At 68.4% G+C, this 21,901-nt stretch carries 19 protein-coding genes; 11 read left to right on the top strand and 8 right to left on the bottom strand.

Going from position 1 to position 21,901, the window contains the following annotated elements; translation table 11 throughout:
- Positions 1–361 precede the first annotated feature (361 nt).
- From MFF58_RS26280 to MFF58_RS26290, 3 genes are all read left to right on the top strand, one after another.
- Entirely contained in the window at positions 362–2,176 is a 1,815-nt protein-coding gene (locus MFF58_RS26280; RefSeq protein WP_238292245.1) for an ATP-binding protein, read from the top strand.
- A gap of 2 nt (positions 2,177–2,178) precedes the next feature.
- On the top strand, positions 2,179–3,849 hold the full coding sequence (locus MFF58_RS26285; RefSeq protein WP_238292247.1) for a putative bifunctional diguanylate cyclase/phosphodiesterase: 1,671 nt from the start codon (positions 2,179–2,181) through the stop codon (positions 3,847–3,849).
- A 136-nt stretch (positions 3,850–3,985) separates the two neighbouring features.
- On the top strand, positions 3,986–4,561 hold the full coding sequence (locus MFF58_RS26290) for a PilZ domain-containing protein (protein WP_353959822.1): 576 nt from the start codon (positions 3,986–3,988) through the stop codon (positions 4,559–4,561).
- Positions 4,562–4,670: 109 nt separating this feature from the next.
- On the opposite strand, the gene MFF58_RS26295 is transcribed toward MFF58_RS26290, so the two are convergent.
- The gene (locus tag MFF58_RS26295) at positions 4,671–5,453 is read right to left on the bottom strand and encodes an SDR family NAD(P)-dependent oxidoreductase (RefSeq protein ID WP_238292251.1); all 783 of its coding nucleotides are present in this window, start codon (positions 5,451–5,453) and stop codon (positions 4,671–4,673) included.
- A 443-nt stretch (positions 5,454–5,896) separates the two neighbouring features.
- On the opposite strand from MFF58_RS26295, the gene MFF58_RS26300 reads away from it, so the two are divergent.
- Positions 5,897–6,139: a hypothetical protein gene (locus MFF58_RS26300; protein WP_238292253.1), complete on the top strand. Its 243-nt coding sequence runs from the start codon at positions 5,897–5,899 to the stop codon at positions 6,137–6,139.
- Positions 6,140–6,631: 492 nt separating this feature from the next.
- Complete coding sequence (locus tag MFF58_RS26305; protein WP_238292255.1) at positions 6,632–7,240, top strand: PAS domain-containing protein; 609 nt, start codon at positions 6,632–6,634, stop codon at positions 7,238–7,240.
- A 189-nt stretch (positions 7,241–7,429) separates the two neighbouring features.
- On the opposite strand, the gene MFF58_RS26310 is transcribed toward MFF58_RS26305, so the two are convergent.
- Entirely contained in the window at positions 7,430–8,038 is a 609-nt protein-coding gene (locus MFF58_RS26310; RefSeq protein WP_238292257.1) for a PAS domain-containing protein, read from the bottom strand.
- Between the two features lie 608 nt (positions 8,039–8,646).
- Between MFF58_RS26310 and MFF58_RS26315 the strand changes: the two genes are divergently transcribed.
- From MFF58_RS26315 to MFF58_RS26330, 4 genes are all read left to right on the top strand, one after another.
- Positions 8,647–9,045 (top strand): hypothetical protein, encoded by a 399-nt coding sequence (locus MFF58_RS26315; RefSeq protein WP_238292259.1) that lies wholly within the window; start codon positions 8,647–8,649, stop codon positions 9,043–9,045.
- Between the two features lie 83 nt (positions 9,046–9,128).
- The gene (locus MFF58_RS26320) at positions 9,129–9,575 is read left to right on the top strand and encodes a TadE/TadG family type IV pilus assembly protein (RefSeq protein WP_238292261.1); all 447 of its coding nucleotides are present in this window, start codon (positions 9,129–9,131) and stop codon (positions 9,573–9,575) included.
- Between the two features lie 59 nt (positions 9,576–9,634).
- On the top strand, positions 9,635–11,242 hold the full coding sequence (locus tag MFF58_RS26325) for a TadG family pilus assembly protein (protein WP_238292263.1): 1,608 nt from the start codon (positions 9,635–9,637) through the stop codon (positions 11,240–11,242).
- A gap of 475 nt (positions 11,243–11,717) precedes the next feature.
- Entirely contained in the window at positions 11,718–12,047 is a 330-nt protein-coding gene (locus tag MFF58_RS26330) for a hypothetical protein (RefSeq protein ID WP_238292265.1), read from the top strand.
- 35 nt (positions 12,048–12,082) lie between these two features.
- Here the strand turns inward: MFF58_RS26330 and MFF58_RS26335 are convergent, their stop codons facing one another.
- Positions 12,083–12,601, bottom strand: coding sequence for a PAS domain-containing protein (locus MFF58_RS26335; RefSeq protein WP_238292267.1), 519 nt, complete (start codon positions 12,599–12,601; stop codon positions 12,083–12,085).
- A gap of 227 nt (positions 12,602–12,828) precedes the next feature.
- On the opposite strand from MFF58_RS26335, the gene MFF58_RS26340 reads away from it, so the two are divergent.
- Entirely contained in the window at positions 12,829–13,134 is a 306-nt protein-coding gene (locus MFF58_RS26340) for a hypothetical protein (RefSeq protein ID WP_238292269.1), read from the top strand.
- Positions 13,135–13,326: 192 nt separating this feature from the next.
- On the opposite strand, the gene MFF58_RS26345 is transcribed toward MFF58_RS26340, so the two are convergent.
- Positions 13,327–14,718: a hypothetical protein gene (locus MFF58_RS26345; RefSeq protein WP_238292271.1), complete on the bottom strand. Its 1,392-nt coding sequence runs from the start codon at positions 14,716–14,718 to the stop codon at positions 13,327–13,329.
- 535 nt (positions 14,719–15,253) lie between these two features.
- Here MFF58_RS26345 and MFF58_RS26350 point away from each other — a divergent pair.
- Positions 15,254–16,687, top strand: coding sequence for a TolC family protein (locus MFF58_RS26350; RefSeq protein ID WP_238292273.1), 1,434 nt, complete (start codon positions 15,254–15,256; stop codon positions 16,685–16,687).
- Here the strand turns inward: MFF58_RS26350 and MFF58_RS26355 are convergent.
- The 4 genes from MFF58_RS26355 to MFF58_RS26370 all read right to left on the bottom strand — a co-directional run bounded on the left by MFF58_RS26355 (position 16,626) and on the right by MFF58_RS26370 (position 21,239).
- The gene (locus MFF58_RS26355; protein WP_238292275.1) at positions 16,626–18,785 is read right to left on the bottom strand and encodes a peptidase domain-containing ABC transporter; all 2,160 of its coding nucleotides are present in this window, start codon (positions 18,783–18,785) and stop codon (positions 16,626–16,628) included. The genes MFF58_RS26350 and MFF58_RS26355 overlap by 62 nt on opposite strands.
- A 4-nt stretch (positions 18,786–18,789) precedes the next feature.
- Positions 18,790–20,049, bottom strand: a complete 1,260-nt coding sequence (locus tag MFF58_RS26360) for an HlyD family secretion protein (RefSeq protein WP_238292277.1) — start codon at positions 20,047–20,049, stop codon at positions 18,790–18,792.
- Positions 20,046–20,966: an LpxL/LpxP family acyltransferase gene (locus MFF58_RS26365; RefSeq protein WP_238292279.1), complete on the bottom strand. Its 921-nt coding sequence runs from the start codon at positions 20,964–20,966 to the stop codon at positions 20,046–20,048. Before MFF58_RS26365 ends, MFF58_RS26360 begins: the two co-directional genes overlap by 4 nt.
- An 87-nt stretch (positions 20,967–21,053) precedes the next feature.
- Positions 21,054–21,239: a hypothetical protein gene (locus MFF58_RS26370; RefSeq protein WP_238292281.1), complete on the bottom strand. Its 186-nt coding sequence runs from the start codon at positions 21,237–21,239 to the stop codon at positions 21,054–21,056.
- Between the last annotated feature and the right edge of the window lie 662 nt (positions 21,240–21,901).

Here is a 21,901-nt window from a genome sequence, read left to right on the forward strand (position 1 = left end):
CGCGGCGGCGCGATCGTGGAAGAATCGCCCTACGCGTTCGTGACGTCGAACGGCGCGCGGATCTCCGGCGAGTGCTGGATGCGCGAGCACTTCGACGTCACCCGCTCCAGCTAACCGGAGGTCGGCCGGTATCGCTTCGCTTCGCCGATATCGCTTACGGGTTGTTGTGCCTGAAGAGCGATCGATACAACCGAGGATGGCACGTGCCGTGAGGGCGTGTATTCACACGGACAAGCCGTTTTTCATCCGAGTGTGTAAGCTTAACATTAAGCATCGCTGGCCGCATCGGCGGTTTTTGTCGGTTCTTTAATGAGACTCGTCCAGCTTCAGGCCAATTCCGATGTTGGCCGGGGAATGGACGATGGTGAATGGTGACGGCGACAACCGGAACGGCGTTCTGGCGTCGCGGTTGGGCTCGGTGACCTCGATCGAAGGGTCGAAGGTGCATCTTGCGCTTGCCGGCCAGAACGGCCGGCCGAACGTGCGGGTCACCGTCGGCAATTTCGTCCGGATCCAGGCGGGCGCCGCAGACCTGATCGGTATCATCACGACCCTGGCGTCGGGGGCCGGTGGCCAGCCCGGCGCCGTCGCGAGCCTCGATCTCCTCGGCGAGATCGTCCTGAAGGATGGGGCGAAGAGCTTCCAGCGCGGCGTGGCCTGCTATCCCGCGATCGGCGACGCGGTCGATCTGCTCCCGCCCGGCGACCTGCGCGTCGTCTACCAAGCTACGGGATCGCGCACCGCGACGGTCGGCGCCCTCTACCAGGATCCCGAGACGCCGGCCTGCATCAAGGTGGAGGATCTGCTGACGAAGCATTTCGCCGTCCTCGGCACGACCGGGGTGGGCAAGTCCAGCGGCGTCGCGGTCATCCTCGACCAAGTGCTGCGTACGCGGCAGGACGTGCGGATCTTCCTGCTGGACGTGCACAACGAGTACGCCTCGTGCTTCGGCGACCGCGCCAGCATCATCAGCCCGCACAATCTCAAGCTGCCGTTCTGGCTCTTCAACCTTGAAGAGATCGCCGACGTCATCTACGGCGGCCGCCCGGCGATCGACGAGGAAATCGAGATCCTGGCGGAGGTGATCCCGCTCGCGAAGAGCAAGTACGTCCAGTACAAGGAGGCGAGTGACCGGCAGATCGTCAAGCGGTCCATCGGCAAGAGCGCCGGGTACACCGTCGACACGCCGGTTCCCTACATGCTGCAGGACCTGATCTCGCTCATCGACGAGCGGATGGGACGCTTGGAGAACCGCGTCTCGCGGATGCACTACCACCGCTTGATCACCCGCATCGAGGCGATCCGCAACGACCCCCGCTACGGCTTCATGTTCGAGAACGCCAATGTCGGCGGCGACATGATGGGCGAGATCGTGGCGCACCTGTTCCGGCTTGAACCGGACGGGCGCCCGATGACCATCATGCAGTTGGCAGGATTGCCCATGGAGGTGATCGACGCCGTCGTCTGCGTCCTGTGCCGTATGGCGTTCGAGTTCGGCATCTGGAGCGAGGGCGCGATACCGCTCCTCTTCGTGTGCGAGGAGGCCCACCGCTACGCCTCGGCCGACCGCTCCATCGGCTTCACGCCCACGCGCCGCGCCCTGTCGCGGATCGCCCGCGAGGGGCGCAAGCACGGCGTTTTCCTCGGGTTGGTGACCCAGCGGCCGGCCGAACTCGACGCGACCATCATGTCCCAGTGCAGCACCCTGTTCGCCATGCGGATGACCAACGACCGCGACCAAGCCTTCCTGGCGGCGGCCGTCTCGGATGCCGTGAATCTCCTGAGCTTCGTGCCGTCCCTCGGCACCGGCGAGGTCATCGCCTTCGGCGAGGGCGTGCCGATGCCGGCGCGGATGAAGTTCCATCCGCTGCCCCCGGAGCGGCAGCCGCGCAACGACATCAGCGGGCGCACTCCGGGGTCGGGCGAGATGATCGCCGGTGCGGCCTTCGTGGGCGCCGTGGTCGAGCGCTGGCGGGGTGCCACCATGAGCAAGTCGGGCGGCGGCGACACGGATCTCACCGGCTTGGCGCGCCTCGCCCGCGAGCCGGGCGCCGACGGCAACGGCGCCGCGCTCGAACAGGTGCACCGGCGCCTGCTCCGGCGTCCCCTGGATGCCGCCGAGGCGCCGGCCGAGACCGGTCTGCGCGCCGCGAAGGCCCTCTGGCAGCAGAGCTGAGCGTGAGCGACGTCGCGCCGAGTCACCGGCGGAGCCTGCTGGAAGCCGCCATCCAGGCGCTCCCGGTGGGCGTCGTGGTCCACGACGATCAGGGGGTCTGCATCCTGGCGAACGCGGCCGCGCGGGCGCTCGGCAGCGAGCTCGTCGACGACCTGTCGGCGTCCGCCCTCGAACGGCCGGACCGGATCTGCGTCGAGGAGGTCGGCACGCAGGTGGTCGAGACCTCGACGCGCTTGGTCTCGGCCGAGCGGGAGAGCTACACGCTCACCACGATCGCCGACGTCACGCATCACCACACAATGCAGCGCGATCTGATCGCGCGGGCCTTCATCGACGCGCTCACCGGCCTGCCCAACCGGACCATGTTCGAGCAGAGCATCGAGGAACTGATCGCCGAGGCAACCCCGGAGGCGCGGTTCGCCCTGGCCTTTATCGACCTCGACAATTTCAAGCACATCAACGACTACTACAGCCACGCGGCCGGCGACGCGCTCCTGCGCAAGGTCGCCGACCGGATCCGCGGCGCCCTCTGCCCGAGCGACCTCCTCGCCCGGATCGGGGGCGATGAATTCGTCCTGCTGCTCAATCCGATCGCCGACAAGGACAGTACCCTCTCGGCGGTGCTCGACATCTCCGAACGTCTGAAGCAGCCGTTCTTCATCGACGGCCACGAGATCTTCGCTTCGGCGTCGATCGGCCTGAGCCTCTACCCCGAGCACGGAACCACCTACGAGGTTCTGCGCCGGCAGGCCGACAATGCCATGTACCGGGTCAAGGGCGGGGTGAAGGGCGGCGTCAGCCTGTTCGAGGAGACGATGAGCCATGCGGCCACGGCCCGCATGGCGGTGGAGCAGCGCCTGCGGCTGGCGATCCGGGACCGCTGCTTCTGCTGCGCGTTCCAGCCCAAGGTCGACATGCGCACGCATGCCGTGCTCGGCGTCGAGGTGCTCCTGCGCTGGCGCGACGAGCAAGGCATGATCCAGGCCCCCGGCGACTTCATCGAGCTCGCCATCGAGCTCGGCCTGATCAACGAGATCACGCTCCAGGTTCTGGCCGAGACCGTGCAGGCGATGCCCGACATCGACGAGGTGTTCGGGCCGGACGTGTCCGTGAGCCTGAACATCGCCGCGAAGCAGGCCTGCGACGTCCCGTTCATGGCCGCCTTCTGCGACGCCCTGGGCGAGACCGGCATGGCCCCGCGCTTCGTGCTCGAACTCACCGAGGAGGCCTTCTTCACCAAGGGCCGCTTCCAGAGCGAGGTCCTGCCCCGCATCCGAGCCATCGGAGCCCGGGTTTCCATCGACGATTTCGGCGTCGGCTACTCGTCGCTTGCGGCCCTGGCGGAGATCACCGCGGACGAATTGAAGATCGACCGCTCCTTCATCACCGACATCGACAAGCGGCCGCGCAGTCAGATCGTCCTGAAGGCCATCGAATCCCTCGGTCTGGCCCTCGGCATGTCGGTGGTCGCCGAGGGCGTCGAGACCTACGAGGAGGTCGCCTACCTCCTCGGGGCGACGCAGATCCGCTGTGCCCAGGGATACTACTACGCCAGGCCGCTCCTGATCGATCAGATCCGTCTCGCCGATCCGCGGGGCTCCGCTTCCCGGGGCAGCGGCTCCCAGAGCCGCACGTCGGACTTCCGCGCGCCCGGCCTGCTGCGGCGGGCCTAGGACGGGAGCCGAGCGTCGGCTCTGCAGCCTATGATTGTAGATCAGCGTTAATACAGCTGCCGGACAACGGTTATCGCCGCAGGCGCGATCTCTCCGCTTGTTGTGTCGAGGGCAGTACTGTAGCGGTCATCCGGCCGTGCCCGACCGTCGATCATCTCCCCGATATTCTGTCGCTCTTCCGGCCCTCTGTTGGGGGGCCGACGGCGTCGAGTTCCACGCGGTGACCGTCGATGTCTCGGCGATGGGCATCCAGCTGAAGTCGATCGTCACGCCGCACGTCGATCATCCGTTGACGTGCAACATCCGGGATGTCGGTCGTCTCGAAGCGATGGTCATCCGCGCGAACCAGTGCGACTTCGCGGTTCGCGTCACGGGACAGAACCCGTCGCCCGGCTCGATCGCGCGTCGCCTGATCGCCCTGAGCCAGCAGCAGGCCCGACAGTCGAACTCTGTCCGCGTCAGCCGCCGGGTCGTACCCGAACATACCGCCGTTCAGGTCGTGCTCGGAGACGGGGTGTCGGTGCATGCGCACATCATCAACCTCTCGGCATCCGGCGTCGCACTGCTCATCCAGGAGCGGCTTCAGATCGGGCAGCCGATCACCGTCGGTCGTCACCGCGCGACGGTGACCCGGCAGATCGAGGGCGGCGTCGGCGCGGCCTTCCTGGTGCCCCTGGGGCCGAGTCCCGTCGATGAGAGCACCAGACTCTGACGGCACCACCCGGGATTTGACCGCGGGGCGCCGTCGCACGGCCGGCGGGCCGTCGAGATATCCGGGCTCCGATGGTCTCGTGCCGGATCTCCTGCGACCCGGCGACCGTTCAGTCCCGCCGCTCCCGTCGCAGCGTCTTGAGCCCGATGCCGGTCGCCTCGAACCCACCATCGACGGCGAGCTGCTGACCCGTGACGAAGGCGGCGCGGTCCGAGCAGAGGAAGACGATCGCCTCGGCGAGCTCCGCCTCCAGTCCGTAGCGTCCGAGCGGCATGGCGTCGTGGTAATCCGCGCGGATCTCCGGACTGTGGACGGCCTTAGCCATGGCCGTGTCCACCGGACCCGGGGCGACCGCGTTCACGCGGATCCCGAACTGTCCGAGCTCGACCGCCTGCTGCTTCGTGAGCTGGGCCAGCGCCGCCTTGCTGGTGCCGTAGGCCGTCCGCAGCGTCGAGGCGCGCAGGCCCGAGATGGAGGTGATGTTCACGATCGCGCCGCCGCGCTCGGCGAGGAGCGGGATGGCCGCCTGCGTGCACAGGAACGGTCCCGACAGATTCACCGCGAGGACGCGCGACCAGTCCTCGAAGGTGGTCTCCGTCAGCGGCTTGAAGATCGCGATTCCGGCATTGTTGACCAACGCGTCGAGGCGCCCGAACCGATCCGCGACCTGCCGCATGGCGGCGGCCACGGCCGCCGGATCGGAAACGTCGGCCGTCACCGCCAGGGTGCGCTCGGGCTGGTCCAGGCGGGCGGTCGCCGCTTCGACGCCGGGCCCGTCGATGTCGAGGAGTGCGACGCGCCAGCCTTCCGCGAGGAACAGCGCCGCGGCGGCGCGTCCGATGCCGCGGGCGGCACCCGTGACCAGGGCGGTGCGATCCCGGGTCTCACTCATGGATCGTCTCCTCGGACAGCGGCCGCGCTCCGGCGGCACAAGGGTTTGTCACAGCGGGTCGTATGCCGGCATCGCGCGGGCGCGCAACCGGCGCGGTACGCTTTCGCGCATCGTTCCGGCCATCTGTCCCGTGGACGGTGCCCCCCGCGGCCCGGTCCTCAGAGCGGATGGCCCCCGCGCCCGGCGGCCGGGCCACACACACGGGGCGGCACCCGGATTCGGTGCCGACGGGCCCGGCGCCGTGGTGTGCGCAATCGACGAGAGCGCGGTGTCGGGTCCGCGGGTGGCCGCGCCGGGCTGACCGCCATCCCCCCTTCACGCGAGCGTGGCGGTTAATCTCTCTCGAACGCGTCGCCGCTAATCTGGGAACACGCTACGTACAAAATTCGTTTGCTCGTGCAGAATGCAACTTGTAGATGAGCAAACCCAAAGCCGGAGGTAACATGCGCGGACGGCCAAGCTACCTCATCGTTCTGGTTGGAAGCGGATACATCGGAGCCATCATCGCGCTGAGCGTCTGTTGGCATCTCGGTCTTCTGCTGGCGCTCTTGGCCGCGCCGGCGGGAGGTAGCCTTGGAGTGTTCGTCGCCGCACTGCTGCTCTACCTGCGCGAGCGTCTGACCAGCACGCGCCCCACCTCCGCGGTTTCGCGCACCGCAGCCGGGATCAAGGATGCCGCCCTGTAAACGCGGCTTTCCGACGGCCCGGTACCGAACAGATCCCCCAAGGCCTGTACAAGCGGCGCGGAGACAGCGCTCGGATATTTGGGCACCCTGATCAGGGCGCCGTTCGCGCCCGTTTGAGCGCCTGCGCGCCAGGCGGCCGCCTCGACGTGCCGCCGCTCCTTCCGGGATGAACGTCAGCCTCCGTGGCTTCCGCCGGCGTCTCGACCTGTCATTATCTGCGACCGCTCTGATCTGTATCGGCCCTGCCGCGACTGAGCGCAGGTGCGCCGGCTATTCGCGATTGTCTTAGGGCCTGTGCGTCCGTCGACGGATTCCGGCGCGGCGATGATTCGTCGGTGTACGAGCGTTGTTTGACCCTCGCGCCAGAACCGACGCGTCGAGGCTCAGTAGCGCACCACACGCAACAGCTGCATTGTTTGAAACGTTCTTTTTGAGGTTGTATAAACGCGTTCGCTACACGGGTCTGCCTTCGGTCTGGAGACGGGTTGCGCGATGTCCAAGTCGAAACCCCGCGACGTCGAGACGAACTTCGACGCGTTCCAGCACGCCCTCGACGCCCTCGACGTGATCGGTCGGTGGAACTGGGATGCGGCGACCGATCGTGTGCGCTCCGACGCGTTCGTGGCGCTGCTGTTCAATCTCGCGCCGGAGGAGGCGGAGGAAGGCGTGCCGCTCACCTCCTACGTCGAAGCCGTCCACGCCGATGATCGGCAGCGGGTTCTGTCGCTGATCCGGCGGAGCGCGCAGGAAGGCAGCACCTATCTCACCGAGTACCGTGTCATCTCGATCGATGGGCGGACGCGCTGGGTGCTGGCGCGCGGCCGGTTCACCCGCGACCGTAGCGGCAAGGCGGTCGCCGGAGGCGGCATCCTCGTCGACGTCACCCGGATGCGGATGAGCGAGGGCACCTTCGACGACGTCGAGGTCCCCTCGGGCGGCGTGCCCCTGGATCGGGCGGCCGATCTCCTCATCGCCGCGCAGCAGGCGATCGTGGAATCGGAGGATCCGACCCTGAAGATCCTCGCGGATGCACTGCTCATGGCTGTGGGGCGCCGCCTCGCCCAGCGCGAGACGGAGGAGCGACGCAGGCACATGAACTGAATCGGATTGCCGCCGGAACCCGCGACGCGACCGGCAGGGCCGCCGCGGGGCACTCGGGCTCGCGCTTCAGCGAAGCCGCGCGATGTTCGAACGCCGTCGGTCTCGACAGACGCCCACCTCGACAGGGATCACGTCCGCACCCGACCGCACGGAGGGTGCGTCGGCGCCATCCGGCGTCGTGTCTGACGTTCAGTTCATATGCCGGTGTCGGTTCTGAACCTCCTGTTGCGCCAGTTTTCGCCCGAGCGCGACCAGGAGCGCATCCGCGTAGACCTTCAACTCCGGATCCGCCATTTCCATGATCGCATACTGGGCGGCGATGGCATGGTCGGCCGCCCGCTCCAGCGGCGTTTCCTCCGCGTAGGACTCGACCTCGTTGAAGGTGCCCTCGCTCATCCGCATCCGGCTGATGTCGACGAGGATGCCGCTTCCGCCCAGGAGCCTTCCGGTGTGGTCGCTGGTGAACCGGCCGCGCGCGAGCACCCAGCGGGTGCGTCCGTCGATCGAGATCACGCGGTACTCGGTGAGATATGCGCTGCCCTCTTGGGCGCTGCGTCTCAGCTGGGCCGCGGCCCGCTCTCGATCCTCGCCGTGGATGGCAGCATTGTAGGTGGCGAGCGGAACGCCGCTCTCCGCTTCCTCGGGGTCGATGTTGAAGAGAAGCGCGACGAAACCGTCGGCGCGCACGTGGTCGGTCGCCGCGTCCCATTCCCAACGACCGATCACGTCGAGCGCGTCGAGCGCCAGTTGGAATGCTTCAGGGCAGGTCTGGCCGCTGAAGGATTTGAGCTTCCGCATTGCAAGACTCGTATTCAAATCATGACGCAAACATACGCGGCGGTGCCTGCAACCGCAAGATGTACATAGCGATGGGAACCTACTGTTGCGTGATTGACACGACCGCGCTCAGTAACAAAGCGTTAATACCTGCGTCGCCTCTGCGACATCTGCTTCTTGCCCGTACGAGCAAAAGCCGCGGCGATTGATAGAGAAGGCGTATCTCGCGCGGTCGTCAGACAGCACAGTCGGGCGCACGATCCAATCGACGACGAGCAACCAACGAGCGGCTGCACAAGACCGAGGCCGGGTCACCGGCGTGTGCTGATCCCGTGCAAATTGGTGGCCTGCCATTCTGACGCTGACAATCAGGCGTGCCAGTTCTCTCAAGCCGCAGGACAGTGGAAGGCTCAAAGTGGGGGGTACAGGGGAGCGGAATTCGTCGACCCGCGTCTTCGGAGCTGCCGCACAGCACTCCAGCGGGCAGACCGGAGACGGGACATCCCCGGCCGACGAAAGCCGGACATGCGGCGACGTCCTGCCGAGGCCCGAGGCTCGGTCTTCAACCATTTTGGCGAGGCCGGCTGGACCTGCAACTGATAATTGCATCCTCGATCCGCAGGTTTGTGATGCCGGCGTCGGACCGTTGCATCATTCGCGTCTCCATCGCGAATAGCCTCGTCGGACTCAGCGCAACCGCGCTCCTGGGGCAGAAGCGGGCCGTCGCCGTCCACCAGTTCAGTCTTCGCCTCGGACGTGCAGCGGCGCTCGCGGCGATCGGGATCCTTTCAGCCGATCACGCGGCCGAGGGCGGCCTCGAAGTGGTTCACCGAGGATTCCTGGGCGCCGAGTTTCGCTCTATGGCCCGACAAGCCGCCGTCGATCGAGCCGCGACGGCGGAAAGCGTGATCGGGGCACCGATGTTCATCGCCATCGATCTGCTCGACGATACCGGTCTCAGCACGGCGAAGGCGACCTTCAAGAAGGTGCAACCCAACGTTGTCGCAGTCTTGAGTAGTGTTTTCTAAGACATATGCAACCGTTGGTTAGGAAGTAGACGCCACCATGGGTTGTGCAGCCACCGGGCTGCGCACACGCGGAGGGCAGGTCGATGGCCTGGCGACGTTTGCTGCGGCGCGGGGCGCGCATTGGATGGACCTGCCGCCGGGGTAGCTCGGCGGTGGAATTCGCCCTCGTGGCCCCGGTGCTCCTGTGCCTGTTCGCCGGCATCACGGTGTTCGGCATCTGCCTCGGAGCGGCCCACAACCTCCGCCAGATCGCCGCCGAGGCGGCACGCGCCTCCGTGGCCGGCGTGACGGACACGGAGCGCGCATCGTTGGCGCAGAGCACCGTCGATCGGAGCTTGGCCTCGGGAGCGATGTTCCGGCCCGGCAGCGTTGCCGTGCAGGTCGGCCCCGATCCCAATGATGCCGCGATCTATACGGTCACCATCACGTTCGACGCCACGAGCCTCGGCATCAACGCCTTCTCGCGCCTGCTTCCGATGCTTCCCCACGTCCTGCGCAGCACCGTCAGCGTGCGGAAGGGGGGGCTGTGAGAACGGAGCGCACGCGTCGCAGAGACTGTTTCGGACGCGAGCGCGGCGGGAACGTCGCGGTGATCGTCGCGCTCGGAAGCGCCCTGCTGATGGGGGTGAGCGCGATCGGCATCGATCTCGGCGTGGTCGTCCAGGCTCGGCGCAAGGCGCAGGGCGCCGTCGACGTCGCCGCCATGCTCGCCGCCGCGAACCCCAGCCGGGCCGACGCTCTGGCTCGGCAATCCCTCAACGACAACGGCTACAGCGCGGGGAACCCGGTCGTGGTCACGGCGGGCGCCTATGCCGCCAGGACGCAGGTCGCCCCCGCCAGCCGCTTCCAGTCGGGCGTCAGTCCGACCAACGCGGTCCGCGTCGCCCTTCAGACGTCCGTGCGCACGCATTTCGCCCGGGCGGTCGGCCTCGCCCCGGTCGTGCCGATCAGCGTCACCGGCACGGCGGCGCAGGCCCAGTTCGTCGCCTTCTCGATCGGTTCGGGGACGGTCGCCCTGCAGGGCGGCATCGCCAACGCGGTGCTCGGCGCGATGCTCGGCGCGAAGCTGTCGCTCAGCGTGATGGACTACAACGCCTTGGTGGGGGCCCGCGTCGATGCCTTTCGATTCCTGGACGCGCTCTCGACCAGCCTCAACCTCCAGGCGGCGACCTACAACGACGTCCTCCAGAGCAATGCCAGCATCGGCCAGATCATCCCGGCCCTTCAGGTGGCGGCGCGCGGCGAGATGAACGCGGCCCCGGTGCTGAGTGCGCTCGGCACACTCCTCGGCAACCTGACTGGCTCCGCGGGCGCGACGGTTCCAGTCTCGCAGATCGTCGACCTGGGCGATGCCGCCAATCTCGGCCCGGCGCGCGGCAGCGTAGGTCCCAAGGTCCCCCTGCTCGCGCTCATCACCGACGCCGCGTCGATCGCCAACGGGCAGCGCCAGATCGCGATCGATCTTGGCGCCGGACTGCCGGGCCTGCTCTCCGCGCGGGTGACACTGGCGGTCGGCGAGCGGCGTCAGAGCTCGAGCTGGGTTCAGCCCGGCACCGGCAACGCCACCATCCACACCGCGCAGACGAGACTGCTGATCGAGGTGACGATCACGGCGCCCCTCGGCCTCGGCAGCATCAACCTCCCGATCTATGCCGAGATCGCACCTGCGACGGCGACGCTGAAGTCGGTGACCTGCCCGTGGTCGGCGGCGAGCCCGCGCAAGGTGACCCTCGACGCCCAGGCCGGCCTGTTCACGCTGGCGGTCGCCAAGGTGTCGCCCTCGGCGATCGCCGTGGGCGCCGCGACGCCCGACCTGACGCAGCCCGCCGCACTGATCAATCTGCCGCTGATCTGGGTGAAGGGACTGGCCCGCACCACCGTGGCCTCGCCCAGCCCGCAGACCCTGACGTTCACGGACAGCGACATCACGAATTACGTCACCCGAAGCGTCACCTCCACGGGTCTCACCACGTCGCTCACCGGCAGCCTGATCCAGAACCTGTCACTGAGCGTCGATGGTCTGGATTTCGTCCTGTTGACGCTGCTGAAGCCGCTGCTGCTGCCGGTCCTGTCCGCCGTCACTCCCACCCTCGACCAGATCCTCGACAACGTTTTGGCGTTGCTCGGCATCCGGCTGGGCTACGCCGATGTCACGGTCGACGGGACCCGCTGCGATCAGGCCGTCCTCGTGCAGTAACGGCTCGATCCGGCCCCCTGTCGACGCCCCTTAGAGGATTGATCGAAGGATCCGACTGCCGGTTCGATGGCGACACAGCCGATGAACAAGGACGGCCTCCAGAAAAACCTCCGGCGACCGCGGCTCACGACAGTCTTGAAACCAAGCGGCGCCGCGGTAATCGCGCGGAGCTGCGATTCGATTTCGACGCCGGCACGCGGTGCGTCGGAGTGTTTGCGCGTGTCGACGGTCGGCGTCCGCGATCGAACCGGCCTGTGGACGACCGTCTCGTCGCCACCGTCGTCAAAGGCGCGGCTAGGCAATTAACCCATGTCAATCCAACTAAACGCGAAATCAATAAAATTCAGAGTGGTTATAGCTGCGCACTTGCAACTACGACGTGTTATACGCTATTGATGGCGCTGCGATGCAAATCAGCAATGCTTGTCTTGGGCGTTGTCGTGCGTTGACCCCGGGGGGCCGGATGAGATCGAAGATGCAGCCTCCGATCATATCAGAGCCCGACACGGATCCGTTGGGCGAGGATGTTCCTGGCCCCGCGTCGACACGGATTTCCGCCAGCGGCCGACTCCTGCGGCGGATCGCCGAGGCGCTTCAGGTGCCGCCTTCGGTTCTGTACAGCCCGTCCAATGCCGACAGCCCGATCGGCCGAGCCGATGGCGATGACTTGCCCGATCTTGACTGCGACTGCGTGGCACTGCTGCACGCCTACACGCTGATCCGCGATCCGGGAACGCGCCGCGGGCTGCTGACCCTCGTGCAGGCTGCGGCCGATCGGGAGGACGCAGCCCCTCCGCATCGTTGACGCGGCGGGCGCGGAGCCGGACAACAGCGCCGCGGTCAGTGCACCGTCAGTCCGGAGGCCGATTCGGATGAAGGCGGCGCCTGCACGAGGGTCGCCGCGATCTGCCGCCCGAGCTCGTGCAGCAGCTTTTCGATCAGCGGTCGCATCGACTTGGCAGCCTCGGTATCGAGGTCGCGCCCCATGCGCTCGATCTCCAGGGCCCGCTCGGTCATGCGCTCCAGGACGGAGCCCGGCCCCTCGCGCGCGCTCAGGAACCGCGCCGGCCCGTCGGTGTGTCCGTCGCTCCGGCTATCCGTCACGTCGAGGATGATGCCGCGCCCGTACATCCGCCCGCTGGCATCCCGCTGGTAGCATCCGCGTGCCAGAACCCAACGCACGACGCCCTGGGCCGGGACGACGCGGTGCTCCCAGACAAAGACGCCGCCCTCTTCCACCACGAGGCGGCGACGCTCCCGATCCTGCTCTAGATCGTCCGGATGGAAGATCGCCAGGAGACGCGCGATCGCGACGCCCTCGGCGGCCTCGGCCTCCGACAAACCGAAGAGCCGGGCCATGACCGCATCGCCGCGCGTCCGGTCAGCCTCGATATCGGTTTCCCAGACGCCGATGCTGAGCGCGGCCAGCGGCAGCGACTGCGACCACAAAAGATTTTTGGGTAACTTTCGCGGCATGCACCGACCGGCTGTTTTGCAGCTTGATACGAGCTGAGGAACACAATTTTGCGCAACTTCGCAACCAGGGTATCCGATCCTAAGCAACCACGGCCAGCGGCGGACCCGGGATGGCGGAGCACGACGACGGAGAGGCGCACGCGGTCGGCTTCGCTCGGGTGGATACGGCCGCGGCGTCGGAGCGCGCCCGCCTCCAGCGATTGCTGCGGCGCGTCGCCGACGCCCTTCAGGTGCCCGAAGCCAGCCTGTACGACGCCGTCGCCCGTTCGTCGCCGACGAAGACCGGGTCAGACGCTCCCGGGGACGATCTCGCCAGCCAATGCGCGGCACTGGAGCGGGCGTTCCGGCGCATCCGCGACCCCGAGGAGCGACGACGGCTCCTCGCCCTCGTGCAGGCGGCGTCCGAGCGGCTTTGAATGATCCGGCATGGAGCGGATGGCGCCGCCCCGGCGCCGCCATCCGCGGTGACGACGCGCCCTCCTCCGTCACGTCATCCGGGTCAGGCAGGTGCGGGCCGTGGTCGTGCGGCGCAGCGATGCGATCGATCTGGCCGTCACGCAGGCCGCCGGGACGGGGAGCGTCCCGGCCCGTGAGGATCGGCGCGCCGGTCAGAATTCTCCGGCGAGTCCCGCCCGCGCTCCGAGTGCATTGTCGCCGCCATAAGCGACACCCGCGGTGATGGCGATCGGCACACAGCAGGTGGGCAGCCGGTGCGCCAGGGCGACGCCGCCGGCCCATTCGCCCCGGTAGGTCGCGCCGTTCGTCGCCCAGGTGGTCTTGCCGGGCGCAGAGGGCATCGGAGCGGTGGCCATGGCGATCGCCATGGCGACGCCCTGCCGGGCTTCCTTGCGGGTCTGGATGGCGTAGCGCTGCACCGCGTCCGTCTTGGCTTCCAGGTTGTTCACCTGAGCCTGCACCGAGTCGATGCGGTTGCCCAATCCGGCGATGGTCGACGGTCCGTAGGCGGAGGCCGCGAGGTTCCCGGCGGCGTCGGTCGTCACGAAATTGGTCGCGCCGCTCTGGGCCGCGGCGCTCGCCGGCGAGGCGATCCCGGCCAGCGTGTAGGTGTTGCCGGCGTTGCCGATCGCGACCTGATTGGCCCGGGTCGTTTTGACGTTGGCGCCGATGGCGACCGTGTTCGCCTGATTGGCGGCGGCGCCGTTTCCGAGCGCGACGCTGCTGTTTCCAGCCGCCGAGGCCGCGGCGCCGATCGCCGTGGATCCCGAACCCGTCGCGCCCGCGACGAAGCCGAGGGCCGTGCTGCCGTCTCCCAGCGCCGCAGACGCCGTGCCGATTGCGGTGCTGCCGACCCCCTGGGCGCTCGCGGCATAGCCAAGGGCGACGCCGCCGGTATTGCCGGCGCTCGCCCCGGTTCCGATCGCCGTCGCTGCGGTGCCGGATGCGCTCGATCCGTATCCGACGGCCAGCGCGTCCCCGCCGATGGCGCTCGGACCCGCTTGGCCGCTCGTGTTGTTGGCTGCGATGCCGGTGATTTCCGAGAACGAGGTGAGCCGAAGATCGGTGACGACGCTCTGGCCCTGCACCTGCGTGACGTTGCCGGTGATGATGTAGACGCCCTGGCCCCCGCCGGTGCCGCCGGTGCCCCCTCCTCCGGTCCCGCAGGTGCCGCACGCGCCGCCTGTCCCGGCCGTTCCGAGGGTGAGACCGGTGCCGAGCAGGCCGTCACCCGGTCCGGTCGTGCCGACGATCAGCCCGGTGCCGAGGACACCGGCCCCGCTCGTGCCGACCTGCACGCCGGTGCCGAGAAGGCCGCTGCCGGGATCGCTCGTGCTGACGCTGAGTCCGGTCCCGAGGAGGCCACCGCCACTCGTCCCGATCTGCACGCCGGTGCCGAGGAGGCCGCTGCCCGGATCGCTCGTGCTGACGCTGAGTCCGGTCCCGAGAATGCCGCCGCCGGATGTATCCAGCGTGCCGCGCAGCAGTTGCGCCTGCGCCGGTGACGCGACGACAAGTCCTGGAAGCCCACTGCACAACAACAAGGCCGCAACGCTGACGCCGCGTGTCGAAGACCTCTCTCGGATCGACCTGAATGATCCGGCGGAAACGTCACGCATCTGCGATTCCTCTGCTGAGGTACTGTACGAAGCCCCCGGTGCCCCGGCGCTTTCGATGTGCACACTTTGTGGTTGAAAGGTTGATCCTATCTTAAAGTTGTATCTACAAATTCATTCAACCTCACTGCGGTGGTGGGCGGGCCGTCGGCGCTTTGGCGACGCGTGAAGGGCACGGACCCGCGGCGCCCGCAGCCGCGTGCGTTCCGCACCGGTTCGAAGCCGATCAGTCCCCGGTTGTGCCCGGGCGGATCCCAGAGACGATCCGCTCACCCGACCATTCAGGACTCCGCGGCGCCGGCGACGGATTCGCTGACCGGCCGCGGGCGATACACCTTTAAATTGCGATTAAGCATTCGTTTGCCATACCGGCACGGGTCGCCCGCGCTGGGCACAGCGAGACACCGACAGGAATGCGGCGGCCGCGACGGGATCCGTCGTGCCGCCGTTCGTGAGGACGTGGATGCCGCCTTGGAGTGCCCAGGCCGTCTTGGTCGCGGCGGTGGTCGGACACCTGGCGGTCGACCCGATCCGGCCGGCCTGCGGCCGGGAACGGGCCGATCCGGCCTCCGCTGCCCTCGTCGAGAGCTTCGCGCTCCGTGCCGAAGACGCGCGCCAGGACGCCACCGAGGCCCGGCTGCGCGGCGCGCAGGACGCCTTCATGCCGACGGTGTGGGCTCTCGCCGACGCGCCGTTGAGCAGTCGGATCCGCTACAGCCCCGAACTGGCTCCGACGATCCTCGGGCTCGATGCGACGCCGCGTTCAGCACCCTATCAACTGGGGATCGTGGCCGATCTGCCCGTCTTCGATGGGTTCAGGCGGCTCAACACCCTGCGGGCGGCGGATGCAGAGGTCCAGGCAGGGCGCGCCGCCGTCGTCGGCAAGCGCCAGCAGGTGCTTCTGGAGACGGCGCTCGCCGTCTTGTCGGTGATGCGCGACGGGCAGATCGTGAGGTTCCGGGAGGCCCAGTGCGCGGCGATCGGCCGGATCCTGGAGACGACCCAGCGGCAGCGCGCGGTCGGCGACGCGACGCGCACCGATGTAGCCCTGGCTCAGTCCCGCCTGCAGGCCGCGGAGGCGGGCCGGGACCGTGCCCGGGCCGAACTCACCGTCTCGCGTGCCGCGGTAGTGCGCCTGACCGGCCTCGAGCCGGAACAAGTGGCCGCGCCGCGCCTGCCCGGCAGCCTTCCGCGCACGGCCGACCTCTATGCGGCCCAGGTGCGGGATGCCAATCCCGCGCTGGTCGCGGCGCGCCTCGATGCGCATTCGACCACCGCCAGGGCCAGGGCCGCGGGCGCGGACCTCCTCCCGACCGTCAACCTGCAATTCACGCGGGTCGCGCAGTACGGCTATAGCGCGGCGCTCGATCGCATCACCGACACCACCACCCGCCTGCTCGCCCGGATCCCGATCTACGAGCCGGGTGCATTCCCCCGCGTGGCGGAAGCCTCCGCGCTGGCGCGTCAGCGCGGCTACGAAGTCCAGGATGCCGAGCGCGAGACGCTCAGCACCGCGCACGCCAATTTTCTCCGGTACAAGATCGTGTCCGATCAGGCGACGCGCCTGGTGGCCCGCGTCGAGGCGTTGCGTCAGTCCGTGCGCGGATTCGAGATCGAGCGTGGCGCGGGCTTTCGCACCATCCTCGACGAGTTGAACCTCCGGGCCGAACTCGGCGACGCCGAATCCGGCGCGGCCGCCGTCGCGACCGAGCGCGATGCCCTGTCCCTGGCGCTCGCCGCAGCCGCCGGGCTGCTCGACGTCGATCGACCCGGCGCGGCCGGGCGTCGCGCGCGCTTGCTGCCGCCGGCGAACAAACCCGCGGTGCGGCCGGAAGTCAGGCGAGCTCCGGAAGCCGCCCTGCGGCTCTCGCGGTTCGATCCGGATCAGCTTCCGTGACCAGCCGCCCGTTCGCCACGCGTACGACCCGGTCGACGCAGGCGAGCACGTGCGGGCTGTGCGTGACGTAGACCTTGGCCGCGGCGACGTGGCGTAAGCCCTCGACCAGCGCCCGCTCGGTCTCGGGGTCGAGATTGGCGGTGACTTCATCGAGCAGGAGCAGACGCGGCCGTCGACACAGGGCACGGGCGACCAAGAGGCGCCGCCGCTGGCCGGTCGAGAGAAGGCCGCTCTCCTCCGAGACCAGGGTCGCGAAGCCCTGCGGCAGCGCATCGACGGCCGCGCCGAGCCCGACCTGATCGAGGGCATCCTCCATCTGCGTCCGCGTCACCGATGGGTCGAACAGGACGAGATTGTCGGCCACCGTGCCGGCGAAGAGGCCGTCATCGGCGAAGACGACGCCGAGATTGGCGCGGAACTCGCGCCGGCCGAACTGATCCAGGGTGGTCCCGTCCACCGAAAGGCGGCCCGCCGCCGGATCGTGCAGGCTCGCCAGGACCTTCAGCAGGGACGACTTGCCGGAGCCCGACGCGCCCATGATCGCGATGCTCTCGCCGCCAGCCACATCGACCGTGAGGTTCACGTCCACGAGGAGCGGCGCATCGGCCCGGCCGAACTGAATGCGGACCCCGTCCAGCGCCACGCTCCAGCGAACGGCCCGGTGGATGCGGACGCCCGCGGCCCCCGGTTCCGGATCCTGTCCGACTAGGTCGTCGAGGCGCTGGAAATGCACGCGCATGACCGAGAGATGCATCAGGTTGACGGTCAGCCGGTTCACGCGTTCGAAGAAGTCGCCGCGCAGGGCGAAGAACGCGTAGAGCGAACCGATCGTCAGGCTGTTCCCGATGACGGCGCCCACGCCCATGTACAGCGTCGTCACCGTGCTGGTGGCGATCACCACGTGCATGAACAGTTCCGCGTCGATGGTGGCGTGCCGCGCGCGGAAATCGGTGTTGGCGAAGCGCGTGAAGCTCTCGAACCACCGCATGGCGAACAGGTCGGTGGCGTTGTGGGCCTTGAGGGCGGCCACCCCGCGCAGCCCGTCGAGGAGCCGCGCCTGCTCCTCGGACCGCGCCTCCAGCGACGCGGCGGTGTGGCGGCGCAGGGCGGGGAAGGTCACGGCGCGGGCGATCAGCACGGCGACGAGGGTCAGCAGCGTCACCCCGGCCATGAGCGGAGCGTAGTAGGTCATCAGCCCGACGAGCAGCAGCGACGTGGCCGTGTCGGCGACCGCCGTGACGAGGCCACCCACCAGGAAGGTCTTGATGTGGTCGATGGAATCGACCCGAACGGCGAAATCGCCCGGATGTCGCCGCTCGAAGTAGCCGAGCGGCAGGCGGAAGGCGTGGCCGACGACGTTGCGGGTGAATTGCAGCTGCAGCAGCGTCGAGGATCGCAGCACGATCGCATCCCGCAGCCAACGGCCGACCGCCTCGAACACCATCATCGCGGCCAGGCCGATCGCGAGCACGCGCAGGAGGTCGAGGTCGACTTGCGGGATGACCACGTCGAGGGCGATCTCCAGCAGCACCGGCATCCCGAGGGCGAGAAGCGCGATGGCAAGGGACACGAGGCTGATCTGCCAGACCGTGTTGCCGAGGCCGCGCGTGGCGCGGAACACCTCCACGAAGCCCAGGCGTCGCTCGGCGGTGAGCCGGGCGAAATCCATCCGGGGCTGGAACTCCAGCACCACGCCGGAGAACAGGCGCTCCATGTCGGCCCGGTCGTAGATCCGAAGACCGAATTCGGGATCGTGGACGTGGTAGCGGCCGGCCCGGATGCGCTCCAGGACGACGAAGTGATTGCCGTTCCAGTGCAGGATGGCCGGCAGGGCGACACTCGTCAGCTCGCCGACGTTGGAGAGAGCGAATCCGTTCGCGTCGAGGCCGAGCCCCTCGGCGACCTCGACGATATCGCCGAGGGACATGCCGCTCTGCGAGAGCGGAAAGAGGGCGCGCAGGTAGCTCAGGTCGATGTCGTGGCGATGGACGTTGGCGATCATCGCCAGGCACGCGAGCCCGCACTCCTTCGCCTCGCTCTGCGCGACCGGGCGGACCGCGCGTCGGTGCGCCAGCACGCGCTTCAGCCATTCCGCCATCGCGTCAGCCCCTTCCTCGCATCGCCCGGATCGGATCGAGCACCCAGTCGATCAGGCGGCGGCGCTCGACCACGATGTCGGCGCTCAGCGTCGAGCCGATCCGGATCGGCTCCTCGGCGCCGTAGGCCTGGACCGTGCGCGCGTCCGGAACGACCTCGATGCGGTAGGTGGATTGGCGGGTGGATCCCAGCTGGTCCGCGCCCGCGAGTGCCTCGGCCGCCGGCCGCTGCGGCGAGGCAGCGATCGACGTGATGGTCCCGTGCCCGATCCCGAAGGTCTTGTACGGGAAGGCGTCATATTTCAGCACCACGCGCTGCCCGATCTTGGCGAAGCCGATGGCGCGCGCCGGCACGTCCAGCACGATGAGCGGGTCCGCCCCCGCGTCCCCGACCGCCGCGAGCACCTGATCGGCGGCGACGGATCCGCCGACCTCGACGAACAAGCCGGCCACCTGCCCGTCGACCGGGGCCACGATGTCGAGGCGGGACTGCGCGGCGAGGCCGGCGAGCTGCGCTTCGATCGCGCTCAGTTCGTTGCGCACGGCGGCGAGCTGGCCCTCCTTCTCCGCCATCACGGTCCGCTGGGAGCGACCGCGCTCGGCCGCCTGCTGGCGCATCTCGGCCCGGCGCGCCCGCAGCTCGGCCATCTGGCGGCCGTACTCCAGAAGCGCGCGGCGCTGCGCGTTGAGGGCATCCCGCGTCGCGTAGCCCTGGTCGAGATAGGCCTGGACGCGTTCGACCATCGCGCCCTGCTCGCGCAGCCCCTGGCGCAGGACCACCTCCTGCCGGTCGAAGGCGACCGCGACGGCGTGCATGTTGGCGTCGATCTCCGCCCGCTCGCTGCCACCCTGCGCCAGGAAGGCGGTCAGGCGATCGCGTTCGCGGTCGAGCACCCCGCGCCGCTCGACGAGGCTCTTCCGCTCGGCCGCGACCGTGGAGATGCCGCCGGCGAAGCGCTCGTGGAGTTGCACCTGCAGCAGCCTCTGGCCGCGCCGCACCGTCTCGCCCTGGCGAACATCGATCGACGCGACGATTCCGGGAGCGCGCGCGTCGAGACGCGAGAGCCCGGAGACAGCCGAGACGTAGCCGCGCACGGATTCGGTGCGGGCGAAGTGCCCGAAGAGGAGGGCCGCAACGACGACGACGATCATCAGCCCGAAGAACCATGCCAGGGCCGTCGATCCGCGGTCGCCATGCAGGTGAAGGGCGCCGGCCCGCCGCTTGAGAAAGCCGGGCGGTGCCTGCGCCGCGCGGTCCTCGCTCACGCAGCCCCTCCCCGCGGTACGGGTTCGCCGGCCGCCGGCAGAAACTCGGGCAGGCGCGCCCAATGGTGCCACTGCTCGGGCCAGGTGCGGACCGTCGCCTCGATGTGACGACGCATCAGCTCGGCCACGCGGTCGCGCTCCTCCGGGTCGTTCGCTCGGACGGTGAAGGGATCGCTCGGCATCACGATGGAGCCGCCGGCCCGTGCGGCGACCGCAAGGGGCACGACCGTTGCGCCCGTCAGGTGAGCCAGGGTCTCGATGCCGAAGGCGAACGCCGTGGGAAGGCCGAGGACCGGCATCGCGGCCGGCCGTCCATAGCTCGGCGGCAGGTCGCCGAAGACGACGAGGACCGCGCTCTGGCGGGCGAACCGGACCGCCGGCAGGTAGCCCGACCGGTCCGTGACGGTCAGGAACCGCACCGGGATCCCGAATTCGGTGATGCGCTGCATGACCCGCGTCTCCAACGGCCGGTCGTCGCGCCGCCTCAGGACCAGCAGCGACCGGTCGGGGAAGAAGGTCAGGAGGATCTTGAGGAGGCCCAGCACGTAGGGCCCCATGTGCAGGGGTGCGAGGATCACCGGCTCCCCGCGGGAAGCGAGATGCGTCAGGATCTCCGGGGATCGTACCGACACATGGTCGAGGTCGCTTCTGATCCCGGTGAGGCTGCGTCTGTGCAGCGACAGCCATTCCATCTCGGCGAGCGCGTCGTGGAAGGCGGCCTCGCGGTCGAGGCGCACGGCCTCGCGCCGGGGCAGCCGGAGCACACGCTCGAAACAGGGTGACAGACCGGCGCGCGCACCGCCACGGGTGAGCGCCGTCAGATGAAACAGGCTGCGCAGGGCCCGGCGCCGGGCGCGGATCGGCAGGCTGGCGACGAGCCCGGCCACAGCGGAGATGCCTGGGGGTTGCTCCGCCACTGGTATCGTCCATCCTGTTCGGATTGCACCCGTCGCACGCTGGCCGAGGCCGGCGCGCGGGACGAGACCTCGCGCACCGGCTCCCCGTCAGCGAGACTTGCCGGACGACGAGCCCAGGTTCAGGCCGAGACCGACGCCGATACCGCCGAGGTTCAGCCCGACGCCCAGGCCCTGAGGCGAGCCATGACCGCCGGACACGGTCTTCAAGGTCTTCAGATCAAGCTTCTTCATCGTTTCGCAACCTTCATCGCGAGCGACGGGATGATCGCTCATCCACCATTTATAGTTGTATCAAGCCGCCGTTACATCAATCAGAGATGGTGGAAAATACTTACTCGCGAGTGAAGGCTGTGGATAGACCGGCGCGTCGATCCGAATCGCGAACGTACGGGCAGGGCGAACGCCGAGACGCGGCTGACGTGCCCTCCGGACGGCGGAAGCGGCTTCGGGTCCGACGGTCTGAAGCCGCGACGACCGGCCGTCTGCTGGGTGCGCCGGACCAATCCGGCATGGAACCCATCCCGGCGGAGCAGCGCAGGCGCGCCGCGGAATCGTACCGGTGTTCCGAAGGATACGTGAACCTGGAGCCGCATGAGGACCAGCACGTGGCGCGGGAGTGCGCATGGTCACGCCAATCAGCCCTTTCTCATCCCGGGCGCAAACTACCGAAGAACTGGCCCCGATCGCGATACACAGCAGGCGGAAACGGCTCAGCCATGACGGCAGTGCACGCAGGGGTTGTTCGAGGGCACAAAACTGGATTGCCCGCAATTGAGTTATCGCGCGGTCGACTTAAATGATGCCCGAAGTTGGAGAGTGACTCACGACATGACGATGGCCAACAGTCCGAAGCTCACGACGGATGCGGACCGCACGATCGGTGGTCTTGTGGCGAGCCTACGCAAGGCACAGGGGCTGAGCCAGACCGCCCTGGG

Origin of the sequence: Methylobacterium longum (genome assembly GCF_022179385.1) — a bacterium.
GTDB classification, from domain to species: domain Bacteria; phylum Pseudomonadota; class Alphaproteobacteria; order Rhizobiales; family Beijerinckiaceae; genus Methylobacterium; species Methylobacterium longum.

Bases quoted from the DNA above. Each gene is read 5' to 3' on its own strand.
- MFF58_RS26320 (WP_238292261.1), top strand. From the start codon at position 9,129: ATGGCCTGGCGACGTTTGCTGCGGCGCGGGGCGCGCATTGGATGGACC.
- MFF58_RS26370 (WP_238292281.1), bottom strand. From the start codon at position 21,239: ATGAGCGATCATCCCGTCGCTCGCGATGAAGGTTGCGAAACGATGAAG.
- MFF58_RS26340 (WP_238292269.1), top strand. From the start codon at position 12,829: ATGGCGGAGCACGACGACGGAGAGGCGCACGCGGTCGGCTTCGCTCGG.
- MFF58_RS26300 (WP_238292253.1), top strand. From the start codon at position 5,897: ATGCGCGGACGGCCAAGCTACCTCATCGTTCTGGTTGGAAGCGGATAC.
- MFF58_RS26355 (WP_238292275.1), bottom strand. From the start codon at position 18,785: ATGGCGGAATGGCTGAAGCGCGTGCTGGCGCACCGACGCGCGGTCCGC.
- MFF58_RS26350 (WP_238292273.1), top strand. From the start codon at position 15,254: ATGCCGCCTTGGAGTGCCCAGGCCGTCTTGGTCGCGGCGGTGGTCGGA.
- MFF58_RS26295 (WP_238292251.1), bottom strand. From the start codon at position 5,453: ATGAGTGAGACCCGGGATCGCACCGCCCTGGTCACGGGTGCCGCCCGC.
- MFF58_RS26330 (WP_238292265.1), top strand. From the start codon at position 11,718: ATGCAGCCTCCGATCATATCAGAGCCCGACACGGATCCGTTGGGCGAG.
- MFF58_RS26310 (WP_238292257.1), bottom strand. From the start codon at position 8,038: ATGCGGAAGCTCAAATCCTTCAGCGGCCAGACCTGCCCTGAAGCATTC.
- MFF58_RS26280 (WP_238292245.1), top strand. From the start codon at position 362: ATGGTGAATGGTGACGGCGACAACCGGAACGGCGTTCTGGCGTCGCGG.
- MFF58_RS26335 (WP_238292267.1), bottom strand. From the start codon at position 12,601: ATGGCCCGGCTCTTCGGTTTGTCGGAGGCCGAGGCCGCCGAGGGCGTC.
- MFF58_RS26315 (WP_238292259.1), top strand. From the start codon at position 8,647: ATGCCGGCGTCGGACCGTTGCATCATTCGCGTCTCCATCGCGAATAGC.
- MFF58_RS26305 (WP_238292255.1), top strand. From the start codon at position 6,632: ATGTCCAAGTCGAAACCCCGCGACGTCGAGACGAACTTCGACGCGTTC.